The sequence below is a fragment of the Flavobacterium hydatis genome, assembly GCF_000737695.1.
Classification (GTDB): Bacteria; Bacteroidota; Bacteroidia; order Flavobacteriales; family Flavobacteriaceae; genus Flavobacterium; species Flavobacterium hydatis.
In genome coordinates, this window is the sequence record NZ_JPRM01000015.1 from 122,676 (window position 1) to 141,703 (window position 19,028).

Consider the following 19,028-nt stretch of genomic DNA (forward strand, 5'->3'; position numbering starts at 1 on the left):
TATGTTATTTGTGTTCGGCTACAACAGTTATATTCATTCCGGCACGAAGAAAATCAGCTTGTTCACTTGTGTCTTTTAATTTTATTCTCACTGGAATTCTTTGTTCTATCTTGATAAAGTTTCCTGTGGCATTATCTGGTGGCAATAATGAAAATCGCGCACCACTGGCTGGAGATAACGAAGCAACTATCCCTATAAATTCTTTATCATTAAGTGCGTCTGCATGTATTTCGACTTCCTGACCAATGGTTAAAAACTGAACTTGAGTTTCTTTAAAGTTTGCTGTAATCCATTTTTCTTTACTTACCATCGACAATAAAGTTTGTCCTTCTTTTATCATTTGTCCTGGCTGAATTGTTTTCTTGGCAACCCATCCGTCATAAGGCGCAGTAATTACTGTGTACGAAAGAAACAAAGCAGCATTATCTGCCAATGCTTGTTTGGACTGAATTACTGTTTGCGCTGTCGGAACATTTGCCGCAGCTTGAGATGTATTTAAAGTTGAAGAATCAATTCTATTACTCATTTCCTGATAATGTGCCTGGGCCGATTCGTAATCTGCCTTTACTTTCTCTAGTTGTTGTTCGGTTGCAGCTTCTTCTTTTACCAAAGCTTTGTAACGTTGGTATTCTAATTGTGTTTTCCAAAGATTGGTTTTGGCTGCAGCCAATTGCGATTTTCCAATTGTGGTTGCGCTTGCGGTTGTTGCCACATTTTTCTCGACAACAACACTATTTCTTTTAGCACTTTCTACATCAGCCAAAGCTACATCTAGTCTTGATTTATACTCGCGATTATCTATAACTAGTAAAGTATCTCCTTTATGTACAAACTGATTTTCCTCATAACGAACTTCCTGAACGTAACCAGTAATCCTGGACATAATAGGCGTAACATATTGCTCAACCTGAGCATCATTAGTTTCTTCGTGATTTTTATTAAAAACATAAAACCAAATTCCCAAAACGATTCCGCTTAAAACAAGCAAACACGCAATAACAGTTATCAATGTATGAAACGACTTATTAGCTCTTGTTTCATTTTTTATCTTTACCATAAAATTTTATTCTCTTTTTAAAATTCAATTATTTAATAATCCTGCTGTATGAAGCAATTCATAATGTTTCATCTCGGCATCAATTCTCGTTGCGATTTTATTATATTTTGCTTGTAGCAACGCATTATCAGCATCGACCATTTCGGTTATCAGAACCAATTGGTTCAGGTATTTTAACTTAACAATGCGATAATTCTCGGTTGCTAATTTTAATGCTTTATCGACAACTTTAATCTTCTCGGTGATTTCTTCATATTGAGTATGATTTCTAAATAATTCATCCTGAACTTTATTCTTTACAATTTCCGATTGGGTTTTCTGCAATTCTACCTTTGAATTTGCGATATGTACTTTGGTTTTGTTTTTATACAATCCCGACAAACTAAATGTTGCTTCGATACCTACTTGTCCTAAACTATACAAATAAGGATTTGGCGGAAAGAACATATAATTGGGATATTTTAAATTATAATCTCCAAAGAAATTTATGGTTGGATAATAATTTCCCTTTGCTAATTTCAATTCCGTCTTCTTGATTTCTATTTCCTGATTTGCAATTCGCATTTCTTCGTTTTGAAGCGTATTATTTAAATAGAAATTATAGTCATCCATCTTAATATCTTCACTAAAACTTGCCGTTGTATCAATCGCTATTTCTTGCTCTTCGGGTAATTGTAGAATTGTTTTTAATTCGTGCAGTGCAATTTTGATGTTTTTAGAATTCGTTAAAGCGTTTAACTCACGATCAGAAAGCTGAAGCTCAGCTCTTAAAACCTCATTTTTAGTAATTGTTCCGTGCGTTTTTAAGGATTGAACTTCTTTAAGTCGGCTTTGCTCCTCTTTGATATTTTCATCAATGATTTTTTGAAGTTCCATCATTTTCTGAATCCCCAAATAAGTAGCGATTACTTCTAACTGGATGTCATTTTCAGCTTTTTCGCTTTTTACCTGAGCAATCTTACTCTCCTGGTTAGCAATTGCGATAGCATTGTTTATTTTATTTCCTGCATATAGTGGCACTTTTATAGCCGTTCCTATATTATACATTTCAGGAATTGTATGTGTTACATCTTTATCTTTTAGAAATCCGCCTTTAAACTCTGTTAAGTTTGTAACACGAGAGTAACCTCCGCTAAGATCTATCTCAGGCAAACGAAGTTCTTTGGTTTCTTTGACGTTTTCTTTAGAAATGTCGACCTCGATACGAGATTTAAGAATGTTTTTGTTGTTTTCTTTTGCAATTTTTATCGCTTCTTGTAATGAAATCGGATTTATTTGCTGAGCTTGTAGTGTAGTTATCCCTTGTAAAATTAGAATTAAGGCCAACTTTTTAGGTAAATAACGTATTATCGAAAACGCTTTATTAAGGAACATGAAAGTTATGTGATTTATTCACTGCAAAGTTCTTTCATTTTATAATTGCCTGATAATTCTAAAAAGTCAATAACGTATTCATTTCGGACAAATTTTAACAATTGAGTTTTTCATGCAGATTTCGCAAAAAAAGCCGCTAATAACCTCCAATTCTTTGCGCTCTTTGCGTTAATCTTTGCTTACTTTGCGGTTAATTTTCTTGCCACAGATTTAAAGGATGAAAATGATTTTCAAAAGAAATTAACCACTAATTCCAAGAATTACCTTTTACAACTTCCCTTTTTTTAGAATGTTTTCTCCATTAAGATAATCAGAAGGTCGCTGCCCCAATATCTTAAAAAACGTATTACTAAATGTTGGTACACTTGCATAACCAACCTCTTGCGCCACTTCTTTTACAGATAATTTTCTATCAAGTAGTAATTCAATAGCTTTTAAAATTCTTCTGATAGTGTAATACTGAATAAACGACATTCCTAAATCTTTCTGAAACAAACGATACAAGGATTTCTCGCTATACCCAAATTGATGAGCAACTTCTCCAAACAGAATCGTTTCTCCTAAATTATTTTCGACATAACGCAAGATTTTACTCAAGCGGGCATCTTTTGGCAAAGGTAATTCCAGAGGTAAATTGGTTAAACAAATTTGAGGTAATATTGCTTTGATAGCTTTGGCAATTACAAAATTAGGACTTCCTTTTTTAAGATCACCGTTCCATTGATTCGTAAAAAGCATCATCTGGAGCAGTAAATTATTAACTGGATAAATACCTTCTTTTTGATAAAAAACATCCTCATCTTTCTCTACAGGAAAATATAGATTTCGCATCATCACGTTTTCAGACTTCGGATGAATGCTGTGTTCAATTCCACTTGGAATCCATATAAAATGTCTTGCTGGTAAAAAATACGTTTTGGTTTCAGTTGTTACAAATACAACGTCGCCTTCCGTATAAAGAAATTGTGCTTTATTATGTTTATGCGTCGGAACATATAATTCTCCCATCAAATCATGATAACAATAAATACTTTTTTTATCAGTATCTACTGTTTTAATATAGTACTTATGTTCTTTATGAATTGAATGTTCCATTGTAGTACGAGTATATCGACAGACTTTTTGCGATATATAAATATAAGGAAGATAATTAAGCGGAGTGGAATTACTATAAAATAAAAAAGCCTTTCCGTTAAGAAAGGCTTCTTCTAATATTGCGGTCTGGACGGGACTCGAACCCGCGACCCCATGCGTGACAGGCATGTATTCTAACCAACTGAACTACCAAACCAACTCGCTTTATTGTGGGGCAAAAGTACAACAGAAGTTGTGATTCTACAAGCTTTTTTCGTGTTTTTTAAGCAAAAAAAAACGTTATTTTTTTAATGCATTGATTTCTATTAAAATAGAAAAACAAAAAAAGCTACAACTCCAAACAATTCTAACCAGAATGAGCAATCCAAGAACAATTAAACTCTTTTATACCTATAATTAGAATAAACTTATCGGATCAAAAATTGAAATCTGAGGTTTCTATAAAAATTAAACGCAAAGGAAGCAAAGAGAAAAAAACGCAAAGTCCGCAAAGCTTAATTAAAACTTTGCGGGCTTTGCGTAAATCTTGGTATCCTCTGCGGTTAATTTTCCGCCACAGATTATAAGGATTAAAAAAGACTTCAAAACTTTGCAGACTTTGCGTAAACCTTAGCGCCCTTTGCGGTTAATTTTCCGCCACAGATTATAAAGATTAAATAGATTTCAAAACTTTGCAGACTTTGCGTAAACCTTAGCGCACTTTGCGGTTAATTTTCCGCCACAGATTATAAGAATTAAAAGGATTTCAAAACTTTGCGGGCTTTGCGTAAATCTTGGCGCTCTCTGCGGTTAAACTTTTTCCAATATCCATTAAAACCAAAAAATCCACAAAACTTAATAAATCAAGCTTTGCAGACTTTGCGTAAATCTTAGCGTTCTTCGTGGTTAAACTATCGCCATAGACTTAAAGGATTAAATAGACTTCAAAAAAATTGCGGACTCCGCGTAATCTTAATGTTAATTGCAGTTAAATCCCAAAACCAAAATGGGCTTAAATCAAAAAAGCCATCCACAAAAGTGGAAAGCTTTTCATTGGTCTAACTACTAAACCCGGTCAGCTTACAAGGCCGACCAAACAACACAACTAATCTTAGATACCGTATTTGGGCAAAAAAGCCTTTCTATAAAGAAAGGCTTTTCCCAATATTGCGGTCTGGACGGGACTCGAACCCGCGACCCCATGCGTGACAGGCATGTATTCTAACCAACTGAACTACCAAACCTCTGCGTTATTGCGGTTGCAAAGATAGTATAGAATTTCGTTTCTGCAAGCCTTTTTGTAAAAAAATTTAATTTATTTTTCGACTTATTATCCAAAGTTTTGTTTTTCAACCAAGTAAGTCGTCAATATTTTTTCGAAATTTTCACCCACTGCGACCGGAACGTACTTAATTCGATTCTGAGCACACGTTAAAGCCAACCTCTTAAAATAACTTTCTACCTCTTTTTCGTATTCTATTTTTACATTATCGGCAAAAACAGCAACTTCTTCACCTGTTTCCAGGTCAATAAATTTTCGTGGCGCATTATCAAAGTCAAATTTCACTTCCGTTTCCTTATCAATTACATGAAATAAAACTACTTTATGCTTATTATGTTTAAGATGTTGCAAGGCATTAAACAATAATTCTTCATTTTCAGACTGAAACATATCTGTAAATAGGATAATCATCGAACGCCTGTGGATTTTCTCCGCAATTTGATGTAAATACGTAATCGTATCTGTTTTTTTACTCGTCTTAGGTTTTTCCAGAAGTTCTTCCAGCTTATTAAGCAACATTCTATGATGGCGGTCACTCCCTTTTTCGGGCGCATAATACTCATATCTATCCGAAAACACACTCAAGCCTACTGCATCACGTTGTTTCTTTAGTATATTCATTAAAACAGCCGAAGCCAAAACTGAGAATCCTATCTTATTTTCATAAAAAGATTGATTTGCTTTTAAATCAGGATAATGCATCGATGCCGAGTTATCTATAATTAAATGACAACGCAAATTTGTTTCTTCTTCAAATCGTTTTGCATATAACCTATCCGTTTTAGCAAAAAGCTTCCAATCGATATGTTTGGTGCTTTCGCCAACATTATACACTTTATGCTCAGCAAATTCTGCCGAGAAACCATGAAACGGACTTTTATGCATTCCCGAAATAAAACCTTCTACAACCTGATTAGCCAACATCTCAAGATGCTGAAAACTAGAAATTTTCTCTATTTGCGATTCAATCTTCATTCGATTTCTTATTTTATTTTTTGCGCTCGATATAAACCATCAGTCGACTGCAACAATTTTCTCTTTAATATTGGACTAAAATTAGGATTTTCTTTTAAAAATCGCTGCACTTCATCAAAAGCATATTTCGACGAATATTTCCCAATAGTATTATTCAACCAGTCTTTCGGAAAGAAAATATCTCCTGTTCGCTGAATCTCAGTTACTAAATCCAATGAAAATCTAATATATTTCTGTGCGCTCTCCTGACGCAACGGATGATGTACATTTGCCAAAGCAACCGAAACCCAAGATTCTTTCTCTCTGTTTTTCTCGTCTTTTAATGACATCATAAACTCTCCCCTAACCGCATCATCTTTTGATAATGACGGAAGCAAGAAATCAAATCGCTTTTGCTTATCCGGATTACTAATCCCCGCTCTTGTTTTACTTAAAATCTCATCCGCATTTTGATGTTTAAATATAGCCAAATTCATAGCTATACTAGTATAATCATCTTCATTTAATTTTAAATTAGCAATAACATCTTCTTTACTCCATATTCGGTATAATTTTTCCTTACCCGAATCAGAATAAGCAATAGAGCTAAACAACCCAAACAATGTCTTTTTAATATTCTTTGGCAAATCCATTTGTAAACGACTATAAACAACCTCTTCAAGCTTTTGCTGATCAATCATTTGTTGTTTATCTCCAAGAAATTTCCAGAAAATAGTATTTAATTGACTCGATAAAATTTTAATCACCAATTCGTTTTGCTCCACTTTAATCCCTTCAAGACAAGTATCAAAAGTCTTTACAGGAGCAACTGTACCATTTAGCATATTTTCATAAAGATTAATATAGCTATATGCTCTCGCTACCTCATCTTTTATACTCGATATATAATCCAGATTATCTACATCTACAGGAAAAACTCCATAACCCAACCCGTTATAATTATATATAATCGTCATTGGCTTAGCCAAACCTAAAACATCATCTACTTTGGTTATTTTATCTTTTACAGTAACCTTAATTACCTTAACCCCATCAGGATATACCAATCCTATATCAAAAATTTGCGGCCACAGGTTATTAGACTTATCCTCTGCTTGTTGTATAACCTCAAAACTTTTTATACGCTTTTCAGAATCATATACAATTCGATCCGAAAGTATTGGTCTTCCTGATTTATTTACCCAAACATCGCTCCATTTCTTAATATCCAGCGGAGATTCAGCATCAAGAATTTCGACCAAATTCTCCCAATTAGCATTATCATTAGCATATTTCTCAATATATTTCTGAATACCTTTCTTAAAAGCTTCCTCTCCCATCGAAGCCTCTAATTGACGCATCATAATAGGCGCTTTATTATAAATAATACTTCCATAAAGCGAACCTGCATTTTTAAGATTACTCAATTTTTGTTTAATCGCATGCGTTCCCGCAGATCTATCCTCGGCATACGCACTAGGATAATGAGCCGTTAAAAACTGCAAACCATGATTTATCTTCGGGAAAATTGGATTCATGATTTTATCTGCCATAAAATTTGCAAAAACCTCCTTCATCCACACATCATCAAACCATTTCATAGTCACCAAATCACCAAACCACATATGAGCCGTTTCGTGAGCGATAAGTTTAGCTCTATCAAGCTTTTCGCTATCCGTAGCACTATTATCCAAGAACAAAGAAGATTCCTTATACTGAATAGCTCCCACATGCTCCATCCCGCCGTATTGAAATACCGGAATCGAAGCAAAATCCAACTTCTGAAAAGGAAACTTATATTGTGTATACTTCTCTAAAAAATCTAACGATTGTTGGTGTAAACCAAAAATAGTATCTGTACTTGCTTTTATTTTATCAGGATTATTTTCTCTATACAACATCGTCATCGACCTATTTCCACTAGGATTTTCGGTGACATTTTTAAACTCTCCAGCCACAAACGAGAATAAATACGTACTCATTTTGTCTGATTTTCCAAACTTATAAGTAACCGTTTCACCCTTGTCCATTTTCTCTTTTACAGGAGCACCTGCAAGAACAGCCCAAACTTTTGGCACAGTAAGAGTAAGCTCATAAGTTGCTTTAATATCTGGCTGATCAAAACAAGGAAACAACGTACTAGCCCTATCAGGAACTAATAGCGTATAAAGAAAATCATCATTTCTGTTCAAGGATAAATCTCCAGCTATAAAAGAGATTTCAACTTTATTATTTCCTATTACTAAGTTCTTTTCAGAAATAACAACATGTTCTTTATCATGCACAATGGCAACATTTTTACCATTTACAAGAACCGATTTTAAATTCTGCGATTTTTCGTTAAAGTCTAAATACACAGGACGGCTTAAATCAGACAACTTGAACCCCACTACAAGATTCGCAGCAATTTCCTGATCTTTCTTATCCGGAATTACAAACGATAAACCATAATTCACTTCCGAGAGTTGTTGTTTTCTAAAAATTGCCAATTCCTCCGAAACACCTTTTTCTAATATAAATTTGTTCTTTTTTACAGATTGAGACCAAGAAATAGTAGTTAAAATAAAGAAACTAAGAAAGCAGTAAATAATTTTCATTTCGGGAATAGGTATTGATATTCGTTAAAAATAAAAAAAGGTTTGACTTTCGCCAAACCTTTTCTATATAAATTATAATCGGTATCGATTACAACAATGCGTCTAAACTATCTGCGTAAGTTTGTTTCGGAGCAACTCCTACTTGTTTACCTACTACCTCACCGTTATGAAAAACCAAAACAGTTGGAATATTACGTACACCGTATTTTGCAGCAAATTCTTGGTTTGCATCTACGTCTACTTTTCCTACTACTACTTTTCCAGCATATTCATTGCTTAACTCGTCGATGATTGGTCCAACCATTCTACAAGGCCCGCACCATGCTGCCCAAAAGTCAACCATAACTGGTTTATCTGATTTCAAAACTACTTCATCAAAAGTAGCGTCTGTTATTGCTAATGCCATTTTCTTTTTTGTTTAAAGTTTAACCCTCAGACTTCTCTTTGGGGGACAATTTTTAATGAGTTTCAAACTCGAGTACAAATTTAGAAATTTAAAATCAATTCACCTCAATTTACAAATTAGTTTTCATTATAAACGCATTACAAATCTCTATACTTCTATCATTATTTAACATTTTTCAGGAGCTTAATCCTGCTATTCGCTATATCTTTTACAGCTTAAAGAAAGCCATAAAAGGATACTGCTTCTATCAGGGCTAGAACTTCACGTTTTATAATATCATTTTTAATTTAAAACACCCTTTTCAACCCATTCAAAATAACGAGAGACAATACAACACAAAAACAAAAAAGAGGATATTCTTCCGAATATCCTCTTTTCTAAAAACTATTAAAGTAACTTTATAATTATAGGCTATATTTAAGACCTAAAGTAAGACCTAAACCAGAAATACCAACGTAAGAACTTAATTCATCCATTGCTTGTGTTTTATCAACACCATTTGGATTTGTTAAAGCATTATTAGAATTAACATCTAATCTATCTCTGTAATTTGTATGTATTTGAGAAGTTGATCTAGTTGCTAAAGCATCTTTTCCATTAACTGTAAATTCAGTAGTTTCTTTAGTTTTTCCGTGTACAGTAAAGTTACGGTATTCTAATTCAGCAAAAACTGAAATATTTTTTCCTAATTTATATGATGTTCCTAAAGCTGCAACAAACCCAATAGTAGGATTTGGTTTTACTTTATCAACACTACGAACGTCTCCAAAAGCAATTGGAGCCCCAGATGGAGCAAAAGCAATCGGTGCGTATGCATCAGTAGTGATTTCTAAATCCCCATGAATAGGAACTAAAACCCCAACTTTAGTATACGGCTCAAAACCTTTGTGCTCTCCTAAAAATAATACTAATGCAGGCGCTAAATCAAAAGCAGTAATTTGACCTACAGATTTAAAACTATAAACTCCAGCTGGCGTAATAGGCACATCTGATCTAGTTTGAGCCATTGTTTTATCATTACTAGTGTAATAATTAACTCCTAACTCAACCCCTAAACGAGCATTAAATCTATAACCAGCAGTTACACCAGTTCTAAAACCTTCACCAAAAGAACCCGTAACACTTTCTTCAGAAACTAATTTCCCTCCAACAAAAGTTCTATCCAAAGGAAGATTTCCTCCTACAGTAGGAAACTCTGTTGCGGCAGTTTGCAAGAAATATGACCCGCCTAATTTAAAATACCAGCTTTCTGGCTTTTGTGTTTCGGTTTGAGCTACCATAGTCATAGAACAAACCATTAATCCTAATAAAAAAAGGTTCTTTTTCATAATTTTTTTCTTAAATAATTTATACAAACATAAAATAATTTAACATAATGTTCTCTTAATGCTTTGAGACATTCTGAGCGCAATCGTTGTAATTAAAAGCAATAATACTAAAAAAATAGTATGCACGCATAATTTTAACGTTAAAAAAACACATTCTTCAAAAATTTAACTGTTAAAATTTAATTCAGCTTAAAATTTATCTGCATTTTCTCTAATTCTTGCAATAACTCAGTCGAAATCTTAATTTTTAACCTTCTACTTGGCATAGTTAGTTTAGTAACTACACTTATTTCTTCTACCTCAGTAACTTCTGGAGTTTTAGTTGCAGCGACATCATCACCATCGCTTTCATCATTTTCATCGACAAAAACAGCTTCGTCAGCTTCCTCAAACTCATTATCTGTTTCGACCTGAACCAAGCGTTTTACTTTTTCTAATTCCATGATTTCAAAAGTCACCTGATTATCACCTTTATTCTCGTTAAACAAATTACTCAATCTATGAATAAACTCTGTCTGTAAGTCTTTTATATTTAATAATAAAATCAGTTTTTTAGCGAAAGCCTCCAGGATATCCTGCAATTGCCTAATCTCAACAAACTGCATTCTCGGATCAGATTTTTTACCTGTATCATGATTTACCCAACCATCTTTAATCAATACTTTTAGGAAAGCAAAATTATTCTGAATCAGGAAATGACGGAATTTTAAGTATTCTTCTCCAAATATTTTAAACTCATAACTTTCGTCATAACCTTCTAAATTAAATATCGCCCAACCTTTTCCATTCTTTGCCACACGATGTTGCACGTTATTTATAATCCCAGCAAAATTTAGATTTTTACCCACAAATTCATTCATACTTTTCAGAGATTCCAATCTCGAATTACAAAAGTATTTCATCTCAAATCTAAAATCGTCAAGAGGATGGCCTGAGATATAAATCCCAACAACCTCTTTCTCTTTTGCCAGTTTTTCCATCGTGCTCCAGTCTTCGCACGGAGGCACAACAGGTTCAGCAATTTGCACTTCACTTGTTTCTCCAAACAAACTCACTTGCGATGAGTTTTCATTTTCCTGAAACTTAGACCCATAACGAATTGCTTTTTCATAAAAAGTAATTCCATCGCCATCATCATGAAAATATTGCGCTCTTGTAGTTCCTTCAAACGAATCAAAACCACCCGCAAGCGCTAAGTTTTCGATTGCTTTTTTATTGGCTGCACGCAAATCTATTCGCTTAGCCAAATCAAAAATCGATTTATATCTTCCGTCTTTTCTACTCTCTACAATAGTTGCCACAGCACCAGAACCAACTCCCTTAATAGCTCCCATCCCAAAACGTACCGCATATTCATCATTTACAGTAAACTTATAAAACGACTCGTTTACATCTGGCCCTAAAACCTGTAATCCCATTCGTTTACATTCTTCCATAAAAAAGGAAACCTGCTTAATATCGTTCATGTTATTAGAAAGTACCGCAGCCATATATTCCGCTGGATAATGCGCTTTTAAATAAGCAGTTTGATAAGCGATCCAGGCATAACAAGTCGAGTGCGATTTATTAAAGGCATAACTCGCAAATGCTTCCCAGTCTTTCCAGATTTTCTCTAGAACTTTTGCATCATGACCTTTTTTCGCCGCTTGTTCTACGAACTTAGGCTTCATTTTATCTAGTACGTCTTTTTGTTTCTTACCCATCGCCTTACGCAAAACGTCGGCCTCACCTTTTGTAAAGTCAGCCAGCGATTGCGACAAAAGCATTACCTGCTCTTGATAAACCGTAATTCCGTAAGTCTCTCCCAAATATTCCTCACAGGCATCTAAATCGTATTTGATTTCTTCTTCTCCATTTTTCCTTCTTACGAAAGACGGAATATACTCCAAAGGTCCCGGACGATACAAGGCATTCATCGCAATTAAATCTCCAAAAACCGTAGGCTTAAGATCCTTCATGTATTTCTGCATTCCGGGTGACTCGTATTGGAAGATTCCAACGGTTTCTCCTCTCTGGAAAAGCGCATACGTTTCAACATCATCGATCGGAAAAGTATCCGGATCCAAATCAATTCCGTTTCTATATTTTACCAGTTTAACAGTATCTTTTATCAAAGTAAGGGTCTTCAGACCCAAGAAGTCCATCTTCAGCAATCCTGCGCTCTCTGCAACCGAGTTATCAAACTGTGTTACATATAAATCAGAATCTTTTGCCGTGGTTACGGGAACGAAATTCGTAATATCCGATGGCGTAATGATTACCCCACAGGCGTGAATTCCGGTATTTCGCATCGATCCTTCAAGGATTTTTGCTTGTTGAATGGTTTCTCCAGCCAAATCATCCTCATTGGCAATAGAGATTAATTCTTTTACATTATCAAATTCATCAGAACGAAGCGCTTTTTTAACCTCCTCTTCACTCTCAGAAATAAACCGCGCCAAATTCCATTTAGACGGCATCATTCCCGGAATCAGTTTTGCAATTCTATCGGCCTCAAACAATGGCAAATCAAGTACACGAGCCGTATCACGAATCGCCGATTTGGTTGCCATTTTACCATACGTAATAATTTGGGCAACCTGATTCTGTCCGTATTTATTAATTACATAATCCATTACACGACCACGACCCTCGTCATCAAAATCGATATCAATATCGGGCATGGATACACGATCGGGATTAAGGAAACGCTCAAAAAGCAAATCGTACTTAATCGGGTCAATATTGGTAATTCCTAAACAATACGCTACGGCAGATCCCGCAGCCGATCCACGACCTGGTCCTACCGAAACGTCCATATTTCTAGCTTCGGCAATAAAATCCTGAACAATCAAGAAGTAACCTGGATATCCAGAATTCGAAATCGTTAATAACTCAAAGTCTAAACGTTCCTGAATAGATTCTGTGATTTCTCCATATCTTCTTTTTGCACCAACCATAGTAAGGTGACGCAAGTATTTATTTTCACCACGAACTCCACCATCAGCTTCATCCTCTTCAACCACAAATTCTTGTGGAATATCAAATTTAGGAAGTAATACATCTCGATAAAGTGAATAAATCTCAACTTTATCTACAATTTCCTGAATATTAATAATCGAATCAGGTAAATCGGCAAAGAGTTTTTTCATATCCTCTCCCGACTTGTAATAGTATTCCTGATTTGGTAATCCGTAACGATATCCGCGACCACGCCCAATTGGCGTAGCTTGCTTTTCACCATCTTTTACACATAGTAAAATATCGTGCGCATTGGCATCTTCTTTATTTAAATAATAAGTGTTATTTGTCGCAATTAATTTAACATCGTGCTTTCTGGCAAATTCTATCAGGGTTTTATTAACACGATTTTCATCTTCCTGATTATGACGCATAATCTCGAGATAAAAGTCATCTCCAAATTGCTCTTTCCACCAAATCAAAGCTTCTTCGGCTTGGTTTTCACCAACGTTTAGGATTTTACTCGGAATTTCTCCGTATAAATTCCCAGACAACACCATGATGTCTTCTTTGTATTTTTCTACAACTGCTCTGTCAATCCTAGGAACATAATAAAATCCTTGTGTAAAAGCAATCGACGACATTTTTGCCAGATTATGATAACCATTTTTGTTTTTGGCTAATAGTACAATCTGATTTCCGTTGTCTTTCTTACTTTTATCTAAGTGGTTGTCGCAAACATTAAATTCACAACCTACGATTGGTTTTATCTCAGTTTCTGTTGGCTCTTCACCAGCTTCAACCAAAGCTTTATTTTTTCCAGAAGCAGCTTTGTTATGATTCATAACCGCGCTCACAAAATGGAAAGCTCCCATCATGTTTCCTGTATCGGTCATTGCAACAGCTGGCATTCCGTTTTTGGCTGTAGCCGAAACAATATTCCCAATACCTATAGTCGATTGTAAAACCGAAAACTGCGTATGATTGTGTAAATGCGCATATTTTGCCGTTTTAAATCCTTCTAAATCAGACTCAGAAACTGTAGTTTGTTTATCATCAGACTCTAAAGCTTTTAATTGCTCTCTGACTTTATCAGAAGCTTTTTTAAGATTGATATGTTTTAAACCAATTAGCGGAAATTCCTGTGGATTTCTATTTTGGAATTCTTTAAAGTAATCCTTCGGAACATCAAGTTCTTCTTTGGTAAAAACTTCTCTTCGTATCAATTCCAAGAAACAACGTGTCGTTGCCTCAACGTCGGCAGTTGCGTTGTGCGCTTCCGCGAAAGGTTTATTAAAAAGGTATTCGTGTAATTCTGTTAAGGTTGGTAATTTAAACCTTCCACCACGACCTCCCGGAAGTTTTAATAACGAAGCCGTAACTTCTGTACAAGTATCCAAAACTGGCATTGTACTCATAGGAGATTCAACACCCATTCTATGGAATTCAGCTCCCATAATGTTAACGTCGAAACCTAGATTCTGACCTACAATAAATTTGGTCTTGCTTAATGCTATATTAAATTTCTCTAAAACTTCCTGTAATGAGATTCCATCGGCTTCTGCCAACTCTGTCGAAATTCCGTGAATACGCTCGGCGTCATACGGAATATTGAATCCATCAGGCTTTACCAAATAATCTTGATGCTCTATAAGTTTCCCCATATCATCATGCAACTGCCACGCGATTTGAATACAGCGAGGCCAGTTATCAGAATCGGTTATTGGAGCATCCCATCGTTTTGGTAATCCAGTAGTTTCGGTATCGAATATTAAATACATAAGCTTAAAAAGACAAAATTAAAATTCCAAAATCTAAATCTCACAGCGCATAATCTACTGATTTAATGCGATATACAAAAAGGTGAACTATAAAATAGAGGAAGTTCAAATTTAGTCTTTTTTTAAACAAACTAGCTAGTGAATTTTGTTAAGAATAGAACATATTTTATTCCTTGCCTTTAAGACAAACCATCAACGAAATTGCCAAATATGGAATGTCTTTTAAAATAAAGAAATCTGCTACAAAAAACCCTTCCACACTTTTAAAAACACCTGGTGTTGTAATTAAAAAGCTCAGCGTTGTTACAAATATAATAGCAGAAGCAAACCCAGCATAAAGAGCAACTCTCTTAACAAACAAAGAAACAAACAATCCTATTCCGGTTAGAACTTCAAAAATTCCGATAAAATTAGAAACTTGTTGCACTGACATTACTTTATACATCCAACTCATCGCAAAGTGATTTTCGACTAAACCTTTTATCGCTCCAGCTTCGACAGCAGTGAATTTAAAAAGACCAACCCAGATTAAAATAATTACAGTTCCTAAAACACCTAATGTGTAAGCAAATTGATTTAAATTCATGACATTTTATTTTAAAATTAGAGTTTTCAATATTACTAATCCTTTCAAAAAGTAATTGTCGGCTACCCGTCATAAACAATCAATTTAATTTTAACTTCATGCTAGAAAAACAAAAAATACATTTCTTGGATGTCGTATTATTCCATTAAAAAAAGACAATAAAATTTATCCTGAAATTTGATTTTAAAATACTAAAAAAGCATTCAGAATTCTTGTTTCAAAAACTAAAAAAGGAAATCAAAACCAATAATTATTTCCGTTTTTATCCATTTTATTAAATTATAACCAATAAAATCATTGATTTTTAGAATATTATTAAATAAAAGCTACTGCCATTAAAATTAAAACAATCAAATAAAAAACAAACCAAAAAGAAAAAGGAAAACCAATTTATATTCATTCTATAACCAAATCACATTGTAAAAAAGGCAATCACAATTTGTATTTACGTTTGGGTATCGTATATAATCAAATATGCCAATTTTCACTTTTGTTTCTTTTTCTAATTTTGTTATCCTCTTATGATTACATGGAAATTACAATTAAAAAATAGTTAAAAAATGAGTACTACATTATTCGACAAAGTATGGGATTCGCACGTTGTGCGTAAAATTGAAGATGGACCCGATGTGTTTTTCATTGACCGTCATTTTATTCATGAAGTTACAAGTCCTGTTGCTTTTTTAGGATTAAAATCCAGAGGCATTTCGGTTTTATACCCAGAACGCACTTTTGCAACTGCCGATCACAACACACCAACTATAAATCAGCATTTACCTGTTGAAGATGCTTTATCTGCTAATCAGCTAAAAGCTTTAGAAGATAATGCAGCCGAATACGGAATTTCTCACTGGGGTTTAGGCCACAAAAAAAACGGAATCGTTCACGTTGTTGGTCCTGAAAACGGAATTACTTTGCCAGGCGCAACTATTGTTTGTGGAGATTCACACACTTCTACTCATGGTGCTTTTGGAGCAATTGCTTTTGGTATCGGAACTTCTGAGGTTGAAATGGTTTTATCTACTCAATGTATCATGCAACCGAAGCCTAAGAAAATGCGTATCAACGTAAATGGTGAATTAAGCAAAGGTGTAGGCCCTAAAGATGTCGCTCTATATATTATTGCTCAATTAACTACTTCTGGAGGTACTGGATATTTTGTTGAATATGCAGGAAATGTTTTTGAAAACATGACTATGGAAGGTCGTATGACCGTTTGTAATTTAAGTATCGAAATGGGTGCTCGTGGAGGAATGATTGCTCCTGACCAAAAAACATTCGATTTCCTAGAAGGAAGATTGTTTGCTCCAAAAGGTGAAGCTTGGGATAAAGCCGTTGCTTATTGGAAAACTTTAAAAACAGATGCTGATGCCGTTTTTGACGCCGAATTAAACATCAATGCATCAGATATTGAACCTATGATTACTTATGGTACTAATCCAGGAATGGGAATTGGTATCTCTAAAAATATTCCGAATGCCAACCAAGTTGAAGGTGGCGAGGAAACGTATAAAAAATCTTTGGCCTACATGGGCTTTCATGAAAATGATGTAATGATTGGAAAACCAATCGACTTTGTTTTCTTAGGAAGCTGTACTAATGGTCGTATTGAAGATTTTAGAGCCTTTACAGAAATTGTAAAAGGACGTAAAAAAGCTGATAATGTAACTGCTTGGTTAGTACCAGGATCTCATGTTGTTGAAGCGCAAATTAAAGAAGAAGGTCTTTTAGAAATCTTAACCGAAGCAGGTTTTGTATTACGTCAGCCTGGTTGTTCGGCTTGTTTAGCCATGAACGATGATAAGGTACCTGCTGGAAAATATGCGGTAAGTACATCTAACAGAAATTTTGAAGGTCGTCAGGGTCCTGGCTCAAGAACACTTTTGGCTAGTCCTATTATGGCAGCAGCAGCAGCAGTAACAGGAAAACTAACAGACCCGAGGGAGTTATTTTAGATTGAAGATTTTAGATTTTAGATTTTCACTTTGCGAATAGCTTATGACACTTTAAAATACAAATCTTCATATAAAAACTCATTTACATTATTAATACAAAAGAATTTTAGCATTTAGAAATTCATCCCAGCGAGAAAAATCTAAAATCTAAAATCCAAAAATCTAAAATTAAAATGGCATACGATAAATTTAATATACTTACTAGTAGTGCAGTGCCACTACCGATCGAAAACGTAGATACGGATCAAATCATCCCAGCTCGTTTCTTAAAAGCTACAGAACGCAAAGGTTTTGGAGACAATCTTTTTAGAGATTGGAGATATAATGGAGATGATTCTCCTAAAGCTGATTTCGTTTTAAACAATTCAACTTATAGCGGAAAAATCCTTGTTGGAGGAAAAAACTTTGGTTCAGGATCTTCTAGAGAACACGCTGCTTGGGCAGTTTACGATTACGGATTTAGAGCTGTAGTATCTAGTTTCTTTGCAGATATCTTTAAAGGAAACTGTTTAAACATTGGAGTTCTTCCTGTACAAGTTAGTCCAGAATTTGCTGATACCATTTTTAGCGCTATTGAAGCTGATCCTAAAACAGAATTAGAAATCAACTTACCAAATCAAACCATAACGTTATTATCTACTGGTCAGCAAGAATCTTTTGCAATTAATGGATACAAAAAGAACAATATGATTAATGGTTTTGATGATATTGACTATTTACAAAACATCAAAGAAGATATTGTGGCTTTCGCCGATAAGCTTCCTTACTAATAAAATCTCGTTCGATCTACTAGACCCGACAGGTTTTCGAAACCTGTCGGGTCTTTCTAAATTAAATCGACCGAAAAAAATGTTTCAGAAAATAATTCGAAATCGAAATAAATTTTAAAAATAATCCTAATGCAAATGAAAGGCAATAAACATATTAAAAGGGACGAAAACGCGACAAAAATATTTGACGATAGAAGTTTATCAAAAGATTATCGAAATCTGATTCAGATTTTAAAACCCGGAATGACGATTTTAGATATTGGGTGCGGAACAGGTTCAATTTCAAAAGACATTGCAAATACTATTGGCCCTAACGGAAAAGTTATTGCAATTGACAATACAGAAATTTTCATAAAAAGCGGCAAAGAATCTTATCAATCAGTCTCTAATCTAGAATTAATTGCGGTTGATTTATTTGAATACAATCCAGACACAAAATTTGATTTAATCGTTTCTGCCAGAACATTACAATGGCTAAGCAATCCTAAAGAAGCTTTAATAAAAATGAAATCATTATTAAAGCCAAACGGTCAAATATCAATTCTGGATTATGATCACACTAATTTAATCTGGAATCCATTACCACCGGAAAGCATGCAAGAATTTTATAAAACTTTTTTGAAATGGCGGGCAGATGCCGGAATGAATAATAAGATAGGTGAAGATCTACCTCAATTATTAAAAGAAGCAGGTTTTCATTCTATCGAGAAAATAAATTCAGACGAAGCTTATCATAATGAAGATTCTGGTTTTAAATCAAAAATAGGGATTTGGTCTAAAGTTGCAGATTCTAGTCAAATGGTTGAGGAAGGTTATTTAGATAACGAATTAAGATTAAAAACAATCGAAGAATACAATAACTGGATCGAAAATTCAGCTATTTCAATGACAATGAAGTTAAATGAAGTGAGAGGAAAATTATAA

The 19,028-nt window shown here is 34.4% G+C and carries 12 protein-coding genes and 2 tRNA genes; 3 read left to right on the forward strand and 11 right to left on the reverse strand.

Annotated features, from left to right (window positions below):
• Positions 1–4: 4 nt before the first annotated feature.
• From IW20_RS10975 to IW20_RS11025, 11 genes are all read right to left on the reverse strand, one after another.
• Entirely contained in the window at positions 5–1,057 is a 1,053-nt protein-coding gene (locus IW20_RS10975; protein WP_035621928.1) for an HlyD family secretion protein, read from the reverse strand.
• A 24-nt stretch (positions 1,058–1,081) separates the two neighbouring features.
• On the reverse strand, positions 1,082–2,383 hold the full coding sequence (locus tag IW20_RS10980) for a TolC family protein (protein ID WP_240478478.1): 1,302 nt from the start codon (positions 2,381–2,383) through the stop codon (positions 1,082–1,084).
• Positions 2,384–2,698: 315 nt separating this feature from the next.
• Positions 2,699–3,526, reverse strand: coding sequence for a helix-turn-helix domain-containing protein (locus IW20_RS10985; protein ID WP_035622226.1), 828 nt, complete (start codon positions 3,524–3,526; stop codon positions 2,699–2,701).
• A gap of 122 nt (positions 3,527–3,648) precedes the next feature.
• Positions 3,649–3,722: transfer RNA gene (locus IW20_RS10990), tRNA-Asp, on the reverse strand.
• Between the two features lie 953 nt (positions 3,723–4,675).
• Positions 4,676–4,749 (reverse strand) — tRNA-Asp (locus tag IW20_RS10995).
• Positions 4,750–4,835: 86 nt separating this feature from the next.
• Positions 4,836–5,762, reverse strand: a complete 927-nt coding sequence (locus tag IW20_RS11000; RefSeq protein WP_035621933.1) for a DUF58 domain-containing protein — start codon at positions 5,760–5,762, stop codon at positions 4,836–4,838.
• An 8-nt stretch (positions 5,763–5,770) separates the two neighbouring features.
• A complete protein-coding gene (locus tag IW20_RS11005; RefSeq protein ID WP_035621935.1) occupies positions 5,771–8,338 on the reverse strand; it encodes a M1 family metallopeptidase in 2,568 nt (855 codons plus the stop codon).
• 88 nt (positions 8,339–8,426) lie between these two features.
• Entirely contained in the window at positions 8,427–8,744 is a 318-nt protein-coding gene (gene trxA, locus IW20_RS11010) for a thioredoxin (RefSeq protein ID WP_035621938.1), read from the reverse strand.
• Positions 8,745–9,148: 404 nt separating this feature from the next.
• Positions 9,149–10,072, reverse strand: coding sequence for an outer membrane beta-barrel protein (locus IW20_RS11015; protein ID WP_035621941.1), 924 nt, complete (start codon positions 10,070–10,072; stop codon positions 9,149–9,151).
• A gap of 179 nt (positions 10,073–10,251) precedes the next feature.
• Positions 10,252–14,793 carry a DNA polymerase III subunit alpha gene (dnaE, locus tag IW20_RS11020; RefSeq protein ID WP_035621943.1) on the reverse strand — a complete coding sequence of 1,514 codons (4,542 nt, stop codon included), beginning with the start codon at positions 14,791–14,793 and terminating at the stop codon, positions 10,252–10,254.
• A 166-nt stretch (positions 14,794–14,959) separates the two neighbouring features.
• Positions 14,960–15,379 carry a DUF417 family protein gene (locus tag IW20_RS11025; RefSeq protein WP_035621945.1) on the reverse strand — a complete coding sequence of 140 codons (420 nt, stop codon included), beginning with the start codon at positions 15,377–15,379 and terminating at the stop codon, positions 14,960–14,962.
• Between the two features lie 560 nt (positions 15,380–15,939).
• Between IW20_RS11025 and leuC the strand changes: the two genes are divergently transcribed.
• The 3 genes from leuC (at position 15,940) to IW20_RS11040 (ending at position 19,028) form a co-directional block, all read left to right on the forward strand.
• Complete coding sequence (gene leuC, locus IW20_RS11030; RefSeq protein WP_035621947.1) at positions 15,940–17,334, forward strand: 3-isopropylmalate dehydratase large subunit; 1,395 nt, start codon at positions 15,940–15,942, stop codon at positions 17,332–17,334.
• Positions 17,335–17,507: 173 nt separating this feature from the next.
• On the forward strand, positions 17,508–18,104 hold the full coding sequence (gene leuD / locus IW20_RS11035; protein WP_035621949.1) for a 3-isopropylmalate dehydratase small subunit: 597 nt from the start codon (positions 17,508–17,510) through the stop codon (positions 18,102–18,104).
• Between the two features lie 129 nt (positions 18,105–18,233).
• On the forward strand, positions 18,234–19,028 hold the full coding sequence (locus IW20_RS11040) for a methyltransferase domain-containing protein (protein ID WP_240478479.1): 795 nt from the start codon (positions 18,234–18,236) through the stop codon (positions 19,026–19,028).